We start from the raw sequence: 18059 nt of genomic DNA, 5'->3' as shown, positions 1-18059 counted from the left end.
ATGCCCCACCTGCGGGGCGCATCAATCCCGCGCCCGGAACTCCGTCGCGAAATAGGCCAGCGCCAGCAGCGGCATCGCCGCGCCGAGCGCGCCCGCGAGCGGCCAGCCACCATGCGCGAAGGCCCAGCCCCCGAGCGCCGAGCCGAGCGCGCCGCCCATGAAGAAGCTCGCGATGAAAAGACCGTTCAGGCGGCTGCGCTGTTCCTGCCCGAGCGCGAAGATGGCGCGCTGCCCGAGCACCAGGCCCGTCGTCACGCCATAATCGAGCAGGATCGCGGCGATGGTCAGCAAGGCCAGGGCCACCGTCGAGCCCGGCTCGGCGAGGAAGGTCAAGGCGAAGGACCCTGCCGCGAGGATCAGGGCGAAGGCCGTCGCCGGGCGCGTCCAACCCGCATCGGCGAGGCGCCCGGCGATCGGCGAGGCGATCGTGCCCGCGACGCCCGCCAATGCGAACAGCGCGACGCCGCGCTGGGTCAGGCCGAACTGCGGACCGGTGAGATAAAGCGGCGTCACCGTCCAGAACAGGCTGAAGGCGGCAAACATGCAGGCCTGATAGCCGGCGCGGCGGCGCAGCACCGGCGTGCTCATCACCAGCGCGCCCATGGACGCGATCAGCTCGCCATAGCCCAGCCGCGTATGGGGTCGGCGCTGCGGCAGGCGAAACCACAGGAAGGCCGCCAGAGCCAACATCGCCACGGCCGAGAGGACGAAGACTGCATGCCAGGAAGCGGCGTCCGCGACGAGGCTCGCAACCGGCCGCGCCAGCATGATGCCGAACAGCAGGCCGCTCACGACATTGCCGACGACCCGGCCGCGAATCTGCTCGGGCGCCATATGGGCCGCAAGCGGTACGAGGACCTGCGCGGCGACGCAGGTCATGCCGATCAAGAGCGAAGCGGCGAGGAAGACGGCCGCGCTGGCGGCCAGGGCGGCCATGCCGAGCGAAACGGCCGCCAGGGCGACGAGGGTGACGATCAGCAACCGGTTCTCGACGAGGTCCCCGAGCGGGACCAGGAAGACCAGCCCCAACCCATACCCGATCTGCGTCAGGGTGACGATCAGGCCAGTCAGCTCCGCCGACATGCCGAGCGTTGCGCCGATGGGTCCAGCCAGGGGCTGCGCATAATAGAGATTGGCGACGATCAGGCCGCAGGCCGCGGCCAGGACAATGGTCAGCCCCGCCCCGATGGTCGGAGCGTCGGAAGTCGTCTCGTTCATGGTGATGGACCGACAGGCCCGGACAACCGGGCGGAGGACCGTACTATGGCACTCCGCCCATCATGCTGCGACGCAGCAAATTGCATGGCGCCCGTGCAGGGGCGCCATGCCCGGCAGTTGCGATCCGGCTCAGCCGTCTTTCGGCTTGATCGCGCCCAGCGCCGCCTGCGCCGCCGCAAGCCGCGCGATCGGCACGCGGAAGGGCGAGCAAGAGACGTAGTCGAGGCCGACGCTCTCGCAGAAGCCGATCGAGGCCGGGTCGCCGCCATGCTCGCCGCAGATGCCGAGCTTGATGTCGCTGCGGGTCTTGCGGCCGCGCTCGGCGGCGAGCTTGACCAGTTCGCCGACGCCATCCTGGTCGATGGTGACGAAGGGATCGGCCTCGAGCAGGCCCTTGGCGGTGTAGGAGCCGAGGAAGGAGGAGGCGTCGTCGCGGCTGATGCCGAGCGTCGTCTGCGTCAGGTCGTTGGTGCCGAAGGAGAAGAACTCGGCGCTTTCGGCGATCTCGGCGGCGCGCAGCGCGGCGCGCGGCAATTCGATCATCGTACCGACCTGATAGTCGATCTTCGTGCCGCTCTCTTCGATCACGGCCTTGGCCATCGCATCGATGCGACCCTTGACCAGATCGAGCTCCGGCTTGCCCATGACGAGCGGCACCATCACTTCCGGGATCACCGGCTTGCCGGTCTCCTTGGCCGCGATGACAGCGGCCTCGAAGATGGCGCGGGCCTGCATCTCGGCGATCTCGGGGAAGGCGACGGCCAGCCGGCAGCCGCGGAAGCCGAGCATCGGGTTGAACTCGTGCAGCTCGGCGGCGCGCTGGCGCAATGCGTCCGGGGTGACGCCGAGTGCCGCCGCAACTTCACCGATCTCCTTGTCGCCCTGCGGCAGGAACTCGTGCAGCGGCGGGTCGAGCAGGCGGATCGTCACCGGTAGGCCGCTCATGATGGTGAAGAGCTGGACGAAGTCCTGGCGCTGCACCGGCAGGAGCTTGGCGAGCGCGGCGCGGCGGCCCTTGTCGTCCTGGGCGAGGATCATCTCGCGGACGGCCTGGATGCGGTCCCCTTCGAAGAACATGTGCTCGGTGCGACAGAGCCCTATGCCCTCGGCGCCGAACTCGCGGGCGGTCCTGGCGTCGTCTGGGGTCTCGGCATTGGCGCGGACCTTGAGACGGCGGACCTTGTCGGCCCAGCCCATCAGCGTCGCGAACTCGCCGGACAGCTCCGGCTTCTGCATCTTGATCTCGCCGAGCAGGACCTGGCCGTTGCCGCCGTCGATGGTAACGAAATCGCCGGCCTTCAGCGTGGTCGGACCGACGGTGAGCGTGCCCTTGGCATAGTCGATGCGGATCTGGCCGGCGCCGGAGACGCAGGGCTTGCCCATGCCGCGCGCCACGACCGCCGCATGCGAGGTCATGCCGCCGCGCGAGGTCAGGATGCCTTCGGCGGCATGCATGCCATGAATGTCCTCCGGCGAGGTCTCGACGCGCACGAGAATGACCTTGCGGCCGGCCTTCTTGGCGGCCTCGGCATCGTCGGAATTGAAGACGATCTCGCCGGCGGCAGCGCCGGGCGAGGCCGGCAGGCCGGTGGTCAGCACGCGGCGCTCGGCCTTGGGATCGATCGTCGGGTGCAGGAGCTGGTCGAGCGCGCCGGGCTCGACGCGGCCGACGGCCTCCTCCTGTGTGATCAGGCCTTCGGTCGCAAGCTCGACCGCAATGCGGAGCGCCGCCTTGGCGGTGCGCTTGCCGGACCGGGTCTGCAGCATCCAGAGCTTGCCCTCCTGGATGGTGAACTCCATGTCCTGCATGTCGCGGTAATGCTTCTCGAGGATGCCGTAGATGCGGCAGAGCTCGGCATAGGCCTCGGGCATCTCCCGTTCCATCGAGGGCTTGTCGGAGCCCGCCTCGATGCGCGCCTTCTCGGTGATGTCCTGCGGCGTGCGGATGCCGGCAACGACGTCCTCGCCCTGGGCGTTGATCAGGAACTCGCCATAGAGCGCGTTCTCGCCGGTCGAGGGATTGCGGGTGAAGGCGACGCCGGTCGCGGAGGTGTCGCCCATATTGCCGAACACCATCGACTGGACATTGACCGCCGTGCCCCAGCTCGCGGGAATGCTGTTCAACTCGCGATACTTGATGGCGCGGGCGTTCATCCAGGAGGAGAACACGGCGCCGACCGCGCCCCAGAGCTGCTTCTCGGGGTCCTGCGGGAAGTCCGAGCCGAGCTCCTTCTTGACGAGCTCCTTGTACTTGCCGACCAGCACCTTCCAGTCGGCCGCCGAGAGGTCGGTATCGAGATGGAGGCCCTTGCGCTCCTTGTAGTCTTCCAGCGCCTCCTCGAAGAGGCCGTGGTCGATGTCGAGCACGACGTTGGAATACATCGTGATGAAGCGGCGATAGCTGTCCCAGGCGAAGCGCTCGTCGCCCGAGGCCTTGGCGACGGCCTCAACCGTCTCGTCGTTGAGGCCGAGATTGAGGACGGTGTCCATCATGCCCGGCATCGAGGCCCGCGCACCGGAGCGGACGGAGACGAGGAGCGGATTGGCGGGGTCGCCGAAAGTCTTGCCGGTGAGCTTGGCCATGCCGGCCAGCGCGGCCTTGACCTGCCCGTCGAGCTCGGCCGGGAAGCTCTTGCCGTTGTCGTAATAGGCCGTGCAGACCTCGGTGGTAATGGTGAAGCCGGGCGGAACGGGCAGACCCAGATTGCTCATCTCGGCGAGGTTCGCGCCCTTGCCGCCGAGCAGGTTCTTCATTCCCGCCTCACCCTCGGCCTTGCCGTCGCCGAAGGTATAGACCCACTTCCCACCTGCCATCACTTCAACCTCTTCGTTTGCAGCCGGACGCAGCAACGCCACGGCGATGCGAAAGTTTCGTGCGCGTGCCATCGATGCCCCATAGGCAGGGACGGCGGGATGGGGCGGTCATGCCCAAAAGCGGCTGAACAATCAATGAGCAGGTGCAACAAAACGCCCGCAGGCGCGGAAGCACCGACGCTTCATTTCGCGCGTCCGCCGCGGGCGGCCCGGGGCCAGCGCAGCGGCCAGGCGACGATGCGCTCGGTCACCTCGTCCTCCGTCACCTCGTCCTCATTGGCGAAGACCCGGCCACGCACCGAGATCCCGGCCGCCACGACCGTCTCGGGGTCGCCCGAGACGAGCGGATGCCACCAGGGCAGATCCCTGCCCTCCGCAATGAGGCGATAGGCGCAGGTCGGCGGCAGCCAGGGCAGCGTGCGCACATCCTCCGGCGTCAGGGTGACACAATCGGGGACTTCGCGAGAGCGGTTCGGATAGTCGCGGCAGCGGCAGGTGCCCGCGTCGAACAGGCGGCAGCCGATATCAGTGGCGAAGAGGCGGCCACTATCCTCGTCCTCGAGCTTGACGAGGCAGCAGCGCCCGCAGCCGTCGCAGAGCGACTCCCACTGCTCGCGGTTCATCTCCTCGAGCGGCGTGGTCAGCCAGAACGGCTCGTTTGTCGCGGGCTTCGGCTCCATGGCAGGCTTATGCGCCGATGCGCCGGAAGATGGAAGGGCGGCGCATCGGCGCGCGTCCTTGTCCCAATCCGGGACAGGCCGGCTGGCCTGCTTCCTGCTGTTAAAAAAAGAATTCCGCGCATGCTGCCCTTACCGCCGCGCGGGGCGTGATTATGTGTCTATGACCGGGCACCCTCCTGTTGCCAAGGCGGCGACCGCGGGGCAGGACTGTGTCGGGGGCCATTCGGGAAGCCTGGAACGGCCATGGAGTTCAGGAAGGCAGGCTGGAGGACGCGGCTGAAGCGCTATGCGCTCGCCGTCGATTCATGGCTCGATGCCGGCCTGTGGGGCGCGGGCCGCCGCGTCGGCGAGATCTACGAGCGCATCCGCAGCCAGGCCGACCGCCTGACCGTGACCGGCCCCAGGCGCCTTGCGGCCGAATTCGCCAGCGAGGGGCTGAACATCGGCATCGTCGGCGCGCTCTTCGTCCTGATACTGGCTTTGCCCGCCTTCCGCATCGGCAATGAGGAGGCTTTGAAGAGCCAGGTGCTCGCCGTCACCTTCCTCGACCGCTATGGCAATGCGATCGGCCATCGCGGCGCCCGGCACGACGACTCGCTCAAGCTGGAGGAGATGCCGGACCATCTGCTGAAGGCCGTGATCGCGACCGAGGACCGGCGCTTCTACGACCATTTCGGCATCGACATCATCGGCACCTTCCGGGCGCTGACCGTGAATGCGCGCGCCTCCGGCGTGGTGCAGGGCGGCTCGTCGCTGACGCAGCAGCTCGCCAAGAACCTGTTCCTCTCCAACGAGCGCTCGCTCGACCGCAAGATCAAGGAGGCCTTCCTGGCGCTCTGGCTCGAGGCCCGGCTGAGCAAGAGCGAGATCCTCAAGCTCTATCTCGACCGCGCCTATATGGGCGGCGGCACCTTTGGCGTGGCGGCGGCGGCGGAATACTATTTCGGCAAATCGGTGAAGGACGTCTCGCTGGCGGAAGCCGCCATGCTGGCCGGCCTGTTCAAGGCGCCGACGAAATACGCGCCGCATGTCAACCTGCCCGCCGCCCGCGCACGGGCCAATGACGTGCTCAACGCCATGGTCGATGCCGGCTTCATGACCGCCGGCCAGGTTGACAGCGCCAAGCGCAATCCGGCGACGCCGGTCGACCGCAAGCGCGAATCCAGCCCCGACTACTATCTCGACTGGGCCTTCGACCAGGTGAAGGAGCTGGCCGAGGAGGGCAAGCTCGGCTCCGACCGGGTGCTTACCGTCAAGACGCCGCATGATTCCGCGATCCAGCAACGGGCCGACGAGGCGGTCGAGGCGATCCTGCGCCAGCACGGCCCGACCTATCGCGTGAAGCAGGCCGCGACCGTCGTCATGGACCCGGACGGAGCGGTGCGCGCCATCGTCGGCGGGCGTGACTACGGCGCAAGCCAGTTCAACCGCGCCACGGCGAGCCAGCGCCAGCCCGGCTCCTCCTTCAAGCCCTATGTCTATGCGACGGCGCTCTCGGCCGGGCTCTATCGGCCGAACACCATCGTCACCGACCGGCCTGTCTGCATCGGCAACTGGTGCCCGAAGAATTACGGCGGCTCGTTCTCGGGGTCGATGCCGCTCTATGTGGCGCTGGCGAAGTCGATCAACTCGATCCCGGTGCAGATGTCGATCGCGATCGGCCGTGCCACCGGCGAGACGCATGAGGCGCGCGCCGCCGCCATCGGCCGCAAGAAGATCGTGGCGATGGGCCATGCGATGGGGCTGACGACGCCGCTCACCGACACGGTCTCGCTGCCGATCGGCGCGGCGGAGGTGACGGTGATCGACCAGGCCGCCGGCTACGCCGTCTTCGCCAATGGCGGCAAGCGGGCCAAGCCCTATGCGGCGCTCGACATCCATAACTCGCAGGGCGAGCTGATCTACAATCACGGCCGCGACGAGCCCGAGCCGCAGCAGGTCCTGACGACCCAGGTCGTGCAGGACATGAACTTCATGCTCTCCAAGGTGCCGACCGAGGGCACCGGCCGTCGCGCCGCGCTCGACGGCGTGGTGACGGCCGGCAAGAGCGGCACGACCAACGGCTACAAGGACGCCTGGTATGTCGGCTATTCCGGCAACCTCGTCGAGGCCGTCTGGTTCGGCAACGACGATTCCTCCGAGACCGCGAACCTGACCGGCGGCGCGCTGCCGGCCATGACCTTCAAGGAGATCATGCAGTTCGCCCATCAGGGGCTGGAGCTGAAGCCGATTCCGGGCGTCCCCGTCGACCCCAAGGCCGTTACGGTGGCGAAGGCGAACGGCACGACGCCGGACCCGCTCGGCGCGGGCATGCCGGGCGCCGGCCATATGCCGCGGCAATCCTTCGAGGTCCTGTCCGCCGTCGGGGCGCTGTTCAAGACGGTCGAGCCTTCGCGCAGCGCCAGCCGCCCGGTCCAGGTCGGCATCCGCGAGGTCTCGGGGCTGGAGACGCGGCTGCGCTGACAGTTGGGCGCTGCCTCGGCACGAGATGCGCGTCGCCACGCATCAGTTGATGATTTCGCCTCGTTCGTTCGAGCGCAGTGCCGTCAGTCGTTCTCTCCACATCTGGAGCGCTTCGGGCGTCAATCTGGTCCAATGCGTGATTTCGCCGGTGACCTTGAGCGGTGCGCTGCTGCGATACGACCGAGTGGGGTTGCCGGGGAATTTCTTGTCGGTCACATTCGGGTCGTTCTCGAATGTCCCGGTCGGCTCTACGACATAAACACGCGGGACTGCATCGCCTTCGGCAAGTTCCGCCGCGATTTCGGCGGCATGCCCGGCGCCGTCCACAAGGGCCGTGAAGTAGATGTGGTTCATCACCACCTCAGGACAATAGTTCGACCGGTATCCTGCGATGAGGAAATCACCCACGCGCAGATCCGCGATCGTGCCGTGAAAAAACGGCCCCTCGTCCAGCGCCTCGGTCATCGTCATCGTCCTTATCCTGCGAGCCTGTTTTAGTCCGTGAGCCGAGGGTGCCAACCTCCGCTAACCCACCGTCGAAAGCGGATATTCCGCTTGACGATGAATAGGGCTCGCGACAGTGTCCCAGGGCATGTTCAGGAACCAGAACCTTTGTGATCGACGCCGACGCCGCTTCCCCCAAGCGGCGGCTCTTCGGGCTGCGCGTCGATCAGCGTTCTTCCGCGTGGTGACGGCCTCATCGTAGGTCCCACCCGCCGAAGCGGCCTCGGCCCGCCTTCCTGAACCCCCGCAGCCCTCGGCTCCGGGGGTTTTCTTTTGCCCGAACTCCAGAAGGACACCACCATGAGCATTCGCGTCGGCATTGTCGGGATCAGCGGTTTCGGCGGCGGCGAGGCGCTGCGCCTGATCGCCAGCCACCCGTCTTTCGAGCTGGTCTACGCCGCAGGCGAAAGCAGTGCCGGCAGCCGTTTGGTGGACCGCTTCCCCGGTGTGCCATCCAAGCTGGCCGAGCTGGTGATCGAGAAGTGGGACCCGGCGACGCTGCCGAAGCTCGATCTGCTGTTCGCGTCATTGCCCACGGGCACCTCGGCCGAGGCCCTGGCGCGCGTCTCCCAGGACGTGAAGATCGTCGATATCGGCGGCGACCACCGCTACCTCGAGGGTTGGGCGTATGGCCTGGCAGACGTCTGGCCGGCTGAGATCAAGGGGCAGACCCGCATTGCCAACCCCGGCTGCTTCCCGGCTGCGACGCTGGCCGCGCTGGCGCCGCTGCTGGCCGACAAGCTGATCGAGCCGGGTAACATCGTGGTCGACGTCAAGACGGGCATTTCCGGGGCGGGCCGCGGTGGCGACAGCAAGTTCGGCTACGCCGAGAGCAATGAGAACCTGATCCCCTATGGGCTGCTCAAGCATGTCCATATGCCTGAGATCGCCAGGACGATCGAGCGGTTGAGCGGCGGCAGCGCGGCCGGGCTGGTGTTCACGCCGCATCTGGTGCCGATGACCCGCGGCCTCCTCGCCACCATCTACTGCCGCGGCCGCGCCACCACGGAGCAGTGCCTGGACGCGGCCCGGCGCTTCTACGCCGGGCGGGCTTTCGTCCGCGTGACCGAGAAGCCGCCGCAGACCAAATGGGCTACGGGCTCGAACCTCGCATTCGTCAGCTATGCGGCCGATCCAGAGCGCAACCTGGTGATCGCGATGGGCGCGGTCGACAATCTCGGCAAGGGAGCGGCCGGCCAGGCGGTGCAGAATGCGAACCTGATCTGCGGCCTGCCGGAAACCGCGGGGTTGGACGGCGTGCCCGTTTGGCCATGATGAGCGCGGGTCTCCACGCAGTGTTTCAATCCGCTTTGTGGGTTCGCCAGGGGCGCGCAACCCGATATTCAAACCGAGACACCGCCGGCGGTTGACGGCCCGGAGCGTCGGGGTTCAACTCCGGCGGGCTGCGATGCGGCACAGGCGCGGAAGGCAAGCGTGCGAATCCTCGATCTCGCCACTATTCTCGGGCTGGGCGCCGGTCTCGGGCTGGTCTCGGCCCATTGGGCGGTCGCCGGCCGGCCGGTGGTGGGCAAGGTCGAGGTCGGCTCCTGGATGGCCTGGCCCGGCAGCGGCAGCCGCGACGTCGATCCCTATATGCGGGCCTATCTGGCGCGCGGCGTCCATCTGCCCATCGGCGCCGGCGAGGGGCTCGAGCTGATCGCCGAGCGCAGCGATGACGGCGCGCCGCTCGAAGGGCGCTGCCGTTATCGCATCAGCGGCACCATCCCGACATCGCGGGGCTGGACGCTGGGCGTCACGGATGGTGCCGGCCGCCCCTTCCACCTGCCGCTCGGACGGGTGAGCTTCACGGATTCGGAAATCGTGCGCGGAGAGGATGGCGGGCTGTCGATCACGGCCGCGGCGGCGGCCCAGGCCGGCAACTGGCTGCCGCTGCCGGCGGGCGGACGCTTCCAGCTCCGATTGCGGCTCTACGATACGCCGGTGTCGAGCCAGACCGGGGAGACGCGGGCGGCGAACCTGCCCCGGATCACGCGCATCGACTGCCGATGAGCGCGCTCGACCCCACAGCCGCGCCGCTTCCGGACGAGGCCCGGCCCGGGAAGGCTCCCCGGCCCGCCCCGGCGCCCCGGAGCTGGCCCGACCGGCTGCGCTCCGCAGCCATGCGCCTGGCCCTGACGACGCTCGCGGGGCTCATACTCGCAGCCATCGTGCACATCGTCACGATTCTCCTGATCCCGGTCCTGTCGCAGCGCGATGCGGCGCATGCCTATCGCAATCTCGGCAGCGAGGGCCATGCCGAGATCGTCCCGCCGGCCGGCAATGCCTCAGGACTGCCGCCCTTGCAGGAGGCCGACCCGAATGCGGTGACCGCCGTCTGCGGCTACGATCTCTCGGCCGGGCCGATGCGGGTCGTCGCCCATATCGGGACGCTGCCGCTCGGACTCACCCTGCACCGCCAGGGCGGCGGCGTGATCTACGCCATCACCGACCGGGCCGCGATCCGAGGCGTGCTGGAATTCCTGGTGATGACGGAGGCGCAATATGACGAGCGCGTCGCCAATGACGAGGAGGGCGAGACGAGCCGCGAACTGCGCGTGGTCTCCGACACCGCACAGGGGCTCATCGTCGCGCGCGTGCTCGCCAAGCGCCCCTCCGACCGGGCGGATGCCGAAGCGCTCGCCACCGGCATCCAGTGCGGCATGGCGAACTGACGGTGCGCCGCCCGCCACTCAGCCCTTGTAGACCACGGGGCGTTTCGTGCCTTCGCCGAAGGCGTCGTTGAGCGGCATCCTGCAGAGCGGGCCGGCCTCGGCCTCCAGCGCCATGATGGCGCGTTCGGCGCGGATGGCCTCGCGGGAGGGCATCTCGACCACGAGATTGGCCAGCGCGTAACGATAGCTCCTCAGGCGGAAATCGAGGCGCTCGCAGACCCAGAAGACCAGCCCCTCGTTCTCGACGACGCGCGCCAGGGCCGGGTCCTGCTTCTCGGGTGCGACATCGGGGGAGGATTCGACCGTGCGCATCCGCACCCGGTCCATACTCACCACCCGCATCGCATTGGCGCGGAACGGGCCGATCAGCAGGCGATCGGCATTCACATCCTCGCTCATGCGGTTGTAGCGCGAACTCTGCGAGGCGAAGGAGGTCGATGTCAGCCCGCGAAAATAGTCGGAGACGTCGTTCGACTGCGCCGCAACCGGCAGGATGCGGGTATGGGCGAGGTTCGACACCTCCCCCTGGAAGATGCTGTGCGGGCTGGCGGGCATGACGAAGCGCCAGGCGCGGTCGCGCATCTGCTCCTCGTCATCGGTCAGGCGGAAAGGCGAGGCCGCCTCGCCCCGGACCGCCGCCGCAAGGAACCCCGCCTCGGGCGCCAGGAGCTGCGACCAGACGGTCGGGCGCGGCCGGCCGAGATCGCCGGTCGTCGCGGTGCAGGCCGAGGCCAGCAGCGCGAGCAGCGCGGCGAAAGCCGTCTTGCCGCCGCGCGGCCGGCGGCGTGTCGTCGCGTCTGCTGAATCCGTCACGCCGGCTGCCTGGCCTTCCTGCGGCCGACGGCCTTGCCCGTCGCCGGGCGGCTGCCGCGCGGCAAGGCGTTGCGTGGGCCGGGCTCGGCAGGGCGCTCGAAGCGCACGCCGGTGAAGAACAGGATTTCGGCGCTCGTCTGCGGGAAGGCGCAGCTCCGCGCCTGCCAGCGCCGCCAGAGCGCGAAGGGGATGACGTCGGCCATGTGCGCCTCCTTGTCCAGCGCCTGCTTACGATCGCGAAAGCCACGGACGACGCAGAGGCCGCTCCCGTGTCACAGCTCTCAAGACCATCAGGCCCGGACATGGTTAACGTGGCCTTAAGCCATCGGGGATAATCTGCGATCCGACATCGGATTTGCTGCCTCATGACCACCTCCCCCGCCAAGGAACTCGCCGATCTCGCTCGCCTCGCGCGCGAAGGCGGGCTCGATCTCAGCCAGGTCTCGCTGCGTGTCAGAGCCGACCTGCTGCTCTCGGTGCCGCGCCCTCCGCAGGACGACCTCGCGGCCTTTTCCGAGATGGCGACGGCCCTGATTCCCGGCATCGACGAGGCGACGGCGCTGATCCTCGCGCGCAAGCTCTCCGGCTGGCGACACACACCCGCGTCGGTCCTGCTGGCCTTGCGCGAGCGCGGCGGCACGATCCTCGCCGAGATGCTGCGGCACGGCCTGCCGCTCGCTCCCGCCGAGATCGAAGAGCTGGCGGAGACGGGCGATGACGAGATGCTGTCGGCCCTGAGCGCGCGCCGCGACCTCACCGCCGCCGCGACGCTGATGCTGGTCGAGCGGGACTCCGACGCGCTTGACCTCGCTCTGATCGCCAATACCGAAGCCCCCCTGCCCCGCGCCGCCGCCGACATCCTGATCGCGCGCGCCCGCAGCCGCCCGGCCTATCGATCGGGATTGCTCGGCCGGCCGGACCTCTCGAATATCGAGCTCGCCCCGCTTTTCCTGCGCGCCGGCGCGGAGCGGCGGCTCAGCATCCTCGATTCCCTGGCCGCGCATGAGGCGCTGCATCCCGGCGAGCGGCTCCCGCCGCTTCCGGCCGCGGTCCTCGCCGACTGGCTCGCGCTTGCCAGCGAGGACCGGACGCGAGCCTTCAGCGCCATCGCCCGGCATTTCGGCGGCGGCCCGGCGCTCGCCGAGGCGATGGATCGCGACGCGACACGCGAACTCGCGGCGCTGGCCCTGATCGCCAGCGGCACCACCGTCGAGGAGGCGACGCGCTTCCTGATCCGGCTCGGAGACGAGGCCGCGCATTCGGTCGAGCGCATCTTCGCGCTCGTCGCCCTGATGCGTTCGATCAGGCCGGTCATCGCCCGGCGCCTCGTCCAGCAGATCGCCGGGCTCGCGCCGGCGGCTCCGCAGCGCCGGGGCCAGCATCAGCCGGCGATGGACCCGAGCGGCACCCCCTCGCGCGCCGGAACGGGCACCGCCCGGCCGGAAGGCCAGCCCGCCATGTCCGAGGTGCTGGGGCGGATCGGCCCGCAGCGGGAGCGCGGCTAGAGCATTTCCGCAGCTCCCCGAATCGCGGGAATGCTCCATCTCTTTGTTTTATCGCATTTTCTTCACGCGAACCGGTGTCCACTTCGCTCGAAAATGCGCTAGTCGCTCACCAGCTCCAGGCGCGGATCGCCCGCCCGGTTCTCGATCTCGACGAGCCAGAGGTCACCGTCGAAGCGCAATTCGCGCGTGACACGATCTTCGACCGTCAGCGGATCGGCGTCGAGCAGGAGCTGGAAGCGACGGACACCGTCGTCGCTGGCGAACGTCTGCGGCGCCGGGCCATAGAGCACGGCGGTGCCGTCGAGGCGGTCGAGCTTGACGAAGATCGCGCCGGCCTCGGCCGCGCCGCGACGCCGCAGCACGGCGATGAGCCCGTCATGCGCCGCCTGCCGCAGCCAGGCAGAAACCCAGAACTCGCTGGTCAGGCGCGCCATGGGCTGGCGAAGCCGGGCGTCAATTGGAAGCCGTTCGGCGCGGCGCGGCCGCCGAACGCGTGGCGGCGCCGCGGATCTCCGCCGGCGGGCGCATATCCGCGCCGTTGATCAGATCGGCGATGGGATCGCGCGGAGCGGGAGCCGCAGCAGCGCGCGGCGCGGGAGCTGCCGCCGGGGCGGGAGCCGGAGCCGGCGTGCGCGCGACATTGGTGACGGCCGCAGGCGGCCGGGGCGCGGCCTCACGCACGGCCGGCTGTGCCTGGGACAGGTCGCTGGGGCGCGACGGCGGCAGGGCCGGGCCCAGCAGCGAAGGAATGTCGGTCGGAGGCGCCGCAGCGGGAGCCGGCGCGGGTTCGGCACGCCGGGCGGCGGGACGCGCCTCCTCGACCGGGCGCGGCGCCGACAGGATCGGATGGGGATGGCGCGCCGTCTGGAACATCAGCGCATTGGCGACGATGGCGAGCGAGACGATGCCGAAAACGAGGAGGATCAGGGCGCGGCCCGGCCGCCGGCTCGCCGTCCGGATGAGGCGGGCGAACCACGGGGATGATTTCCGGCGCGCCGGCTGCGCGCGCCGGACCGGAGCGGACAAGGAGGCGCCGGGGCGGGCGCGGGCGGCCATGGTTGCGGACATCGGTTCGGCTCGTTTTCAGGCAGTCAGGCGAAGCGGTTCTTTGGTGTCGATGCCACGGCGCGGCGCCCTGGCGAAGGTCACGATCTTGGCCGGCGGCTCGACCGTCTCGGCGCCGCCGACCGGCAGGCGCACCGAAACGCGCGTGCCCACGCCGGGAGCGCTCTCGATGCTCAGCCGCCCGCCATGCAGGCCGACGAGTCCGCGCACCACGGAAAGCCCGAGGCCGGTGCCTTCATGCGAGCGGTCATAGGAGCCCTTGGCCTGGAAGAAGGGATCACCCAATCGCGGCAGATCGGCGGCACAGATGCCGATGCCCGTGTCGGAGACGGAGAGGTCGATCACATCCCCGTCGCGAATAACGGCCAGGGTGACGCGGCCGCCCGCAGGGGTGAACTTGACCGCGTTGGAGAGGAGGTTGAGGACGACCTGCTTGAGCGCGCGCCTGTCACCCTCGACCTGCGGCAGCGCAGGGCCCAGAACATGCTCGAGCGCGATACCGCCGGTTTCGGCGCGCAGCGCCATCAGCGCACAGCAATCCTGCGCCAGCACCCCGAGGTCGAGCGGCTCACGCTCGATCGACATGGCGCCGCTCTCGATTTTCGAGATGTCGAGCAGTGTGTTGACGACATCGAGCAGATGGTTGCCCGAGGCATGGACGATCCGCGCATATTCGGCGCGCTTGCCAGCATCGAGGCGCCCCGTCTCGTCCATGCTGAGCATCTCGGAGAAACCGATGATGGCGTTGAGCGGCGTGCGCAATTCATGGCTGACCGTCGCCAGGAAGCGGCCCTTGATGTCGTTGGCCTTGAGGGCCTCGGCATGGCCGCGCTCACGCTCCTCGTCCAGCACCCGGCGCGCGGTGACGTCGCGCATCACGCAGACGACGGTCGCGCCCTTGCCGGCTTGAGACCCCGCGACCCGATAAGCCTGCATTTCGAGCCAGCGCGAGACCGGCACCCGCCCCGCCCCGCCATCCTCCCGCGGCACGAACAGGGTGCGGAAGCAGGCGCTGACGCCGGCATCGCCATGGGCGGCATCGCTCAGCGCCTTGAGGAACAGCGGACGGTCGGCGATGTGGACACGCTCGAACAGGCCACGGCCCATCAATTCGCGCGGCTCGGCTCCCGCGAGCTGGCGCGCCGCGGCATTGGCGAAGACGACGGCACCGTCCACGTCATGCCAGGTCACGAGATCGCCGACATGGTCGAGCAGCGCCCGGGCGCGCTCGTCGGACGCCTTGTATTCGCGCAATTCCGTATCGCGCCGACGCAGCATGATCGCGGTGACGACGAGCGCCTGCACCAGTGCCCCGATGACGAGAAGCGGCATCGCCTGCTGCGTCCAGGCCGCAGGAGCGGCGAAGGCGCCGAGCTGGTCGGCGACGACCATGGCCAGCAGCGCGGTCACCGCCACCATCCCGGCGCGAAACACGTATTTCCGGCCGCCAAGGCTGGCGGCCTCCACCGGCAGGATGGCGAGCCCGGCGAGGAGCGGCGAGCGCGCGCCGCCGGTCGCGGCCGCGAGCGTCACGATGAACAGGGACAGCGCCGCCGCCGAGACGGCATGGGCGATGTCGAGCCGCCCGCTGCGGGAGAGGATGAAGACGGCCAGGAGCGGCAGCGCCGCCGCCACGACGATCGCGGCCTCGAAGGTGCCAAGCGTTCCGCGCCAGGCGAGATAGGCAGGCGCAAGACCAAGGGCACCGGCGCCGACGAGCAGCCGCGACAGGATGAAGCGCTCGTGGCGCCCCCTCTCGCAGGTGTCCGACCGCGCCGATGCATGCACCAGTGCTGCCGCCTGTGTCCTGAGTGCTGCCATCACCATCCGAAACGCAACGCCTAACTCGTGCGGACCGACATGCCCGCTTGCCGCTATCTCGCCATGGCGGGTTTAAGCGGGGCTTAAGGCGATCGTCCGACAAGACGCCCCACAGGCGGCCAATTTCAAATTTATATAAATTCGTCAGATAGTTACGCTTGTTTCGGCGGCTTTCTCATGCGGCATGAAGGTTCAAAGCAGGGTGAACGGAACCTGAAGATCGCCATCCGCATTCGACTCGCATTTGAGCGTTTGGAATGACGCGATTTTTCCGGATCCCCGTCTAGGGTCAGCGTCGCGGTCGCAAGAACCGCAACGGAGATCGAGATGGCTTACTTCCTGCGCAAGGTCGCGATCATCGGCCTGATCGCGATCAACTCCCCGGTCCATGGCGGCAAGCCGGCCGAGGTGGAGCTGCCCCAGGCCGTGCGGCAGGTCGTGAGCGCGGTCCAGGCCGAGCCGCGCGTGGCGGCCGGCAGCCTCACCGCGGCCCGCGAGGCGGCCCAGATCCTCGCGGGTCTCGATCCGGAGACGCGTGGGCGTATCATCAGCGCCGCCGCATCGGCTGCAACCGGTCGCTCCGCCCCGCGTTGAATGCTTGACGAAAGCCCGCAAGGCGCGGGAAGAGAGCGCGCCGGCTCCGGATGGATCGGAGGTCGGCAAGGCAGGACATGACCACCACTCTCGACGAGATCGTCGCCAATTTCGAGCTGCTCGACGAATGGGACGACCGCTACCGCTACCTGATCGAGCTCGGCAAGAGCCTCGAGCCGCTGCCCGAGGACGCGCATAACGACGCCAACAAGGTGCGCGGCTGCGCCAGCCAGGTCTGGCTCGACCTGCGTCGCGAAGGCGGGCCCGGCCCGCAGACGCGCCTGTTCTTCCGCGGCGACAGCGACGCCCATATCGTGCGCGGTCTCGTCGCGCTGGCGCTCGCCATCTTCTCGGGCCGGAAGGCGGAGGAGATCCTCGCGACCGACGCCTTCGCGACCTACGAGAAGCTCGGCCTCGCCGCGCATCTCACGCCGCAGCGCTCCAACGGCGTGCGCGCCATGATCGAGCGCATCAAGAGCGACGCCCGCGCCACGGCGATGTGAAACGCCTCAGCGCCCGGCCGCGGGCGGGATGCCCGGCCGCGCGTCCGGCGCCTGCCAGGCGGAGAGACCGGACGGCTTGCCGCCGCGATCCATGCCGTAATGCGAGGCCAGCGTCGCAAGCGCGACGCGCAGCACGACCTTGGCCGAGCGTGCCGGCCAGTGCCGTTCGCGCTCGACCAGATCGAGCCCCTTCAGGAAGCCGCAGACGTCGATGGCGAGGCCGGACAGCGCCGGCCCCAGCCGCTCGCAGGCATGCCGGACGCGCTGGCGGGCCGCGATGGCCACATCGGACGCGCCGGCGGGATCGCGCGGGCCGGGGCTACGTTCATCCGGGGTCAGCGCCGCATCCCAGTTCATGGTCGTGCGCGGCAGCATCTGCGCGCGCGTGAAATCGGCCCGGAAGCGCTCGCCGGCGGCGAATTCCTCGTCGCTGATCTGCGGCTTGCCGTCCTTGCCGGGGCGTCGCCTGAGCCAGAGCAAGGGGCTTTCGCGCTCGTCGATCCGGACCTCCGGCGCCTGCGCTGCGTCGGATGGCGGGGCGGCCGGAACGCCTTGCCCGGAAGGCGCCCCCTTCAGCGTAAGGCGGGCACCCCTGCCCTCGCCCGCCCAGGCGATGAGCCCCTCGGCCACGAGCGCCGCCGCCGCTTCCGCCGCGACATAGCCTGCGCCAAGGCTCGCGCCGTTCCGCTCGCGATAGAGCGCGATCCGGCCGCAGCCGAGCGGAGAGACGATGCCATAGGCATTCGGCTCGCGCAGATGGCGCAGGAGCCGCTCGCGATCACGCCGGTCGATCTCGTTCGTCATCACAGAATCTCCCTCGGATGGGCCGACAGGCTGGCACTGGCGGCAAGGAGGGCCGCTTCGAGTGCGTTCAGGCCGAATTCCGTCCCCGGATCGTCGCGGCTGTCCTCCACCAAGGCGCAGGCATGGCGCACGGTGGTGCGGTCCCGCCCGAAGCAGGCGCCGACGCGGGTGAGGCTCAGCCCGAAGGCGACATGGGCCAGATACATCGCCCGCTGGCGCGCCCGGGCAACCGGCCGCCGGCCGCGATTGAAGGCCCTGAGCTTCCCGGGAGCGATCTTCGCCGCAGCCGCGACGGTGGCCTCGGCCAGTCTGGCGCCGGCAGCCTCCTGCAAGATCATGTCAGGGCCGGCCTTGATATTGTTCATGCTATGTTCCCATTCTGCGATTGCGCGAGTGATGGCGCGAGATCTGGGGAATAGGATTATATTCTTATATCCGCCTTGGCAAGCCTGCGCGCTCGGTTATCCCCGCGAACGGCGGCAAGAAGCGACCAGCAAGAAACGACCGGCACGAAACGATCGGCATGAAAAAAAGATCGGGTTGTTGGGGCTCCGGCCTCCTCCTGGTCGCTGGGTGACGGGAGGGTGGCTTTCCGGGCAGGCT

18 protein-coding genes are annotated in these 18059 nt (G+C 68.9%); 7 read left to right on the top strand and 11 right to left on the bottom strand.

The genetic code is table 11. The annotated features are described in order from the left end of the window. Positions 1 to 21 precede the first annotated feature (21 nt). The 3 genes from AB6806_RS00090 to AB6806_RS00080 all read right to left on the bottom strand — a co-directional run bounded on the left by AB6806_RS00090 (position 22) and on the right by AB6806_RS00080 (position 4712). A complete protein-coding gene (locus AB6806_RS00090) occupies positions 22 to 1218 on the bottom strand; it encodes an MFS transporter (protein ID WP_142020198.1) in 1197 nt (398 codons plus the stop codon). Between the two features lie 129 nt (positions 1219 to 1347). Continuing rightward, positions 1348 to 4032: a pyruvate, phosphate dikinase gene (gene ppdK / locus AB6806_RS00085; protein ID WP_142020197.1), complete on the bottom strand. Its 2685-nt coding sequence runs from the start codon at positions 4030 to 4032 to the stop codon at positions 1348 to 1350. Positions 4033 to 4214: 182 nt separating this feature from the next. After that, a complete protein-coding gene (locus AB6806_RS00080) occupies positions 4215 to 4712 on the bottom strand; it encodes a YcgN family cysteine cluster protein (protein ID WP_142020196.1) in 498 nt (165 codons plus the stop codon). A gap of 243 nt (positions 4713 to 4955) precedes the next feature. Between AB6806_RS00080 and AB6806_RS00075 the strand changes: the two genes are divergently transcribed. Then, positions 4956 to 7175 (top strand): transglycosylase domain-containing protein, encoded by a 2220-nt coding sequence (locus AB6806_RS00075; RefSeq protein ID WP_142020195.1) that lies wholly within the window; start codon positions 4956 to 4958, stop codon positions 7173 to 7175. A gap of 42 nt (positions 7176 to 7217) precedes the next feature. Here AB6806_RS00075 and arr read toward each other — a convergent pair whose 3' ends face one another. Continuing rightward, the gene (gene arr, locus AB6806_RS00070; RefSeq protein ID WP_210245552.1) at positions 7218 to 7646 is read right to left on the bottom strand and encodes an NAD(+)--rifampin ADP-ribosyltransferase; all 429 of its coding nucleotides are present in this window, start codon (positions 7644 to 7646) and stop codon (positions 7218 to 7220) included. Positions 7647 to 7979: 333 nt separating this feature from the next. Between arr and argC the strand changes: the two genes are divergently transcribed. From argC to AB6806_RS00055, 3 genes are all read left to right on the top strand, one after another. Then, positions 7980 to 8954 (top strand): N-acetyl-gamma-glutamyl-phosphate reductase, encoded by a 975-nt coding sequence (gene argC, locus AB6806_RS00065; RefSeq protein WP_142020194.1) that lies wholly within the window; start codon positions 7980 to 7982, stop codon positions 8952 to 8954. Positions 8955 to 9113: 159 nt separating this feature from the next. Next, positions 9114 to 9689: a DUF1214 domain-containing protein gene (locus AB6806_RS00060; RefSeq protein ID WP_370953872.1), complete on the top strand. Its 576-nt coding sequence runs from the start codon at positions 9114 to 9116 to the stop codon at positions 9687 to 9689. Then, positions 9686 to 10351 carry a DUF1254 domain-containing protein gene (locus tag AB6806_RS00055; RefSeq protein WP_142020192.1) on the top strand — a complete coding sequence of 222 codons (666 nt, stop codon included), beginning with the start codon at positions 9686 to 9688 and terminating at the stop codon, positions 10349 to 10351. Before AB6806_RS00060 ends, AB6806_RS00055 begins: the two co-directional genes overlap by 4 nt. A gap of 18 nt (positions 10352 to 10369) precedes the next feature. Here the strand turns inward: AB6806_RS00055 and AB6806_RS00050 are convergent, their stop codons facing one another. Further along, the gene (locus tag AB6806_RS00050; RefSeq protein ID WP_142020191.1) at positions 10370 to 11164 is read right to left on the bottom strand and encodes a hypothetical protein; all 795 of its coding nucleotides are present in this window, start codon (positions 11162 to 11164) and stop codon (positions 10370 to 10372) included. Next, positions 11161 to 11367 carry a hypothetical protein gene (locus tag AB6806_RS00045; RefSeq protein WP_038361109.1) on the bottom strand — a complete coding sequence of 69 codons (207 nt, stop codon included), beginning with the start codon at positions 11365 to 11367 and terminating at the stop codon, positions 11161 to 11163. Before AB6806_RS00045 ends, AB6806_RS00050 begins: the two co-directional genes overlap by 4 nt. Positions 11368 to 11529: 162 nt before the next feature. On the opposite strand from AB6806_RS00045, the gene AB6806_RS00040 reads away from it, so the two are divergent. Beyond that, the gene (locus tag AB6806_RS00040) at positions 11530 to 12669 is read left to right on the top strand and encodes a DUF2336 domain-containing protein (RefSeq protein ID WP_142020190.1); all 1140 of its coding nucleotides are present in this window, start codon (positions 11530 to 11532) and stop codon (positions 12667 to 12669) included. Positions 12670 to 12767: 98 nt separating this feature from the next. Here the strand turns inward: AB6806_RS00040 and AB6806_RS00035 are convergent, their stop codons facing one another. From AB6806_RS00035 to AB6806_RS00025, 3 genes are read right to left on the bottom strand one after another with little or no spacing between them, the layout of a single operon-like run. Beyond that, positions 12768 to 13103, bottom strand: coding sequence for a DUF1491 family protein (locus tag AB6806_RS00035; RefSeq protein ID WP_142020189.1), 336 nt, complete (start codon positions 13101 to 13103; stop codon positions 12768 to 12770). Positions 13104 to 13122: 19 nt separating this feature from the next. Continuing rightward, complete coding sequence (locus AB6806_RS00030) at positions 13123 to 13737, bottom strand: hypothetical protein (protein ID WP_038361103.1); 615 nt, start codon at positions 13735 to 13737, stop codon at positions 13123 to 13125. Between the two features lie 15 nt (positions 13738 to 13752). Further along, a complete protein-coding gene (locus tag AB6806_RS00025) occupies positions 13753 to 15555 on the bottom strand; it encodes a sensor histidine kinase (RefSeq protein ID WP_185747780.1) in 1803 nt (600 codons plus the stop codon). A 327-nt stretch (positions 15556 to 15882) separates the two neighbouring features. Between AB6806_RS00025 and AB6806_RS00020 the strand changes: the two genes are divergently transcribed. Further along, a complete protein-coding gene (locus AB6806_RS00020) occupies positions 15883 to 16149 on the top strand; it encodes a hypothetical protein (RefSeq protein ID WP_112763304.1) in 267 nt (88 codons plus the stop codon). 77 nt (positions 16150 to 16226) lie between these two features. Further along, positions 16227 to 16652 carry a SufE family protein gene (locus tag AB6806_RS00015; protein WP_142020187.1) on the top strand — a complete coding sequence of 142 codons (426 nt, stop codon included), beginning with the start codon at positions 16227 to 16229 and terminating at the stop codon, positions 16650 to 16652. A 6-nt stretch (positions 16653 to 16658) separates the two neighbouring features. Here AB6806_RS00015 and AB6806_RS00010 read toward each other — a convergent pair whose 3' ends face one another. Both AB6806_RS00010 and AB6806_RS00005 read right to left on the bottom strand, forming a co-directional pair. Next, positions 16659 to 17456, bottom strand: a complete 798-nt coding sequence (locus AB6806_RS00010; protein ID WP_142020186.1) for a DUF6456 domain-containing protein — start codon at positions 17454 to 17456, stop codon at positions 16659 to 16661. Next, positions 17456 to 17821, bottom strand: coding sequence for a helix-turn-helix domain-containing protein (locus tag AB6806_RS00005; RefSeq protein ID WP_081925283.1), 366 nt, complete (start codon positions 17819 to 17821; stop codon positions 17456 to 17458). The genes AB6806_RS00010 and AB6806_RS00005 overlap by 1 nt, the downstream gene beginning before the upstream one ends. Positions 17822 to 18059 lie beyond the last annotated feature (238 nt).

It is taken from the genome of Allobosea sp. RCC_152_1 (assembly GCF_041360765.1).
Taxonomy (GTDB): Bacteria; Pseudomonadota; Alphaproteobacteria; order Rhizobiales; family Beijerinckiaceae; genus Allobosea; species Allobosea spartocytisi.
This window is presented reverse-complemented; position numbering and strand designations above follow the sequence as displayed.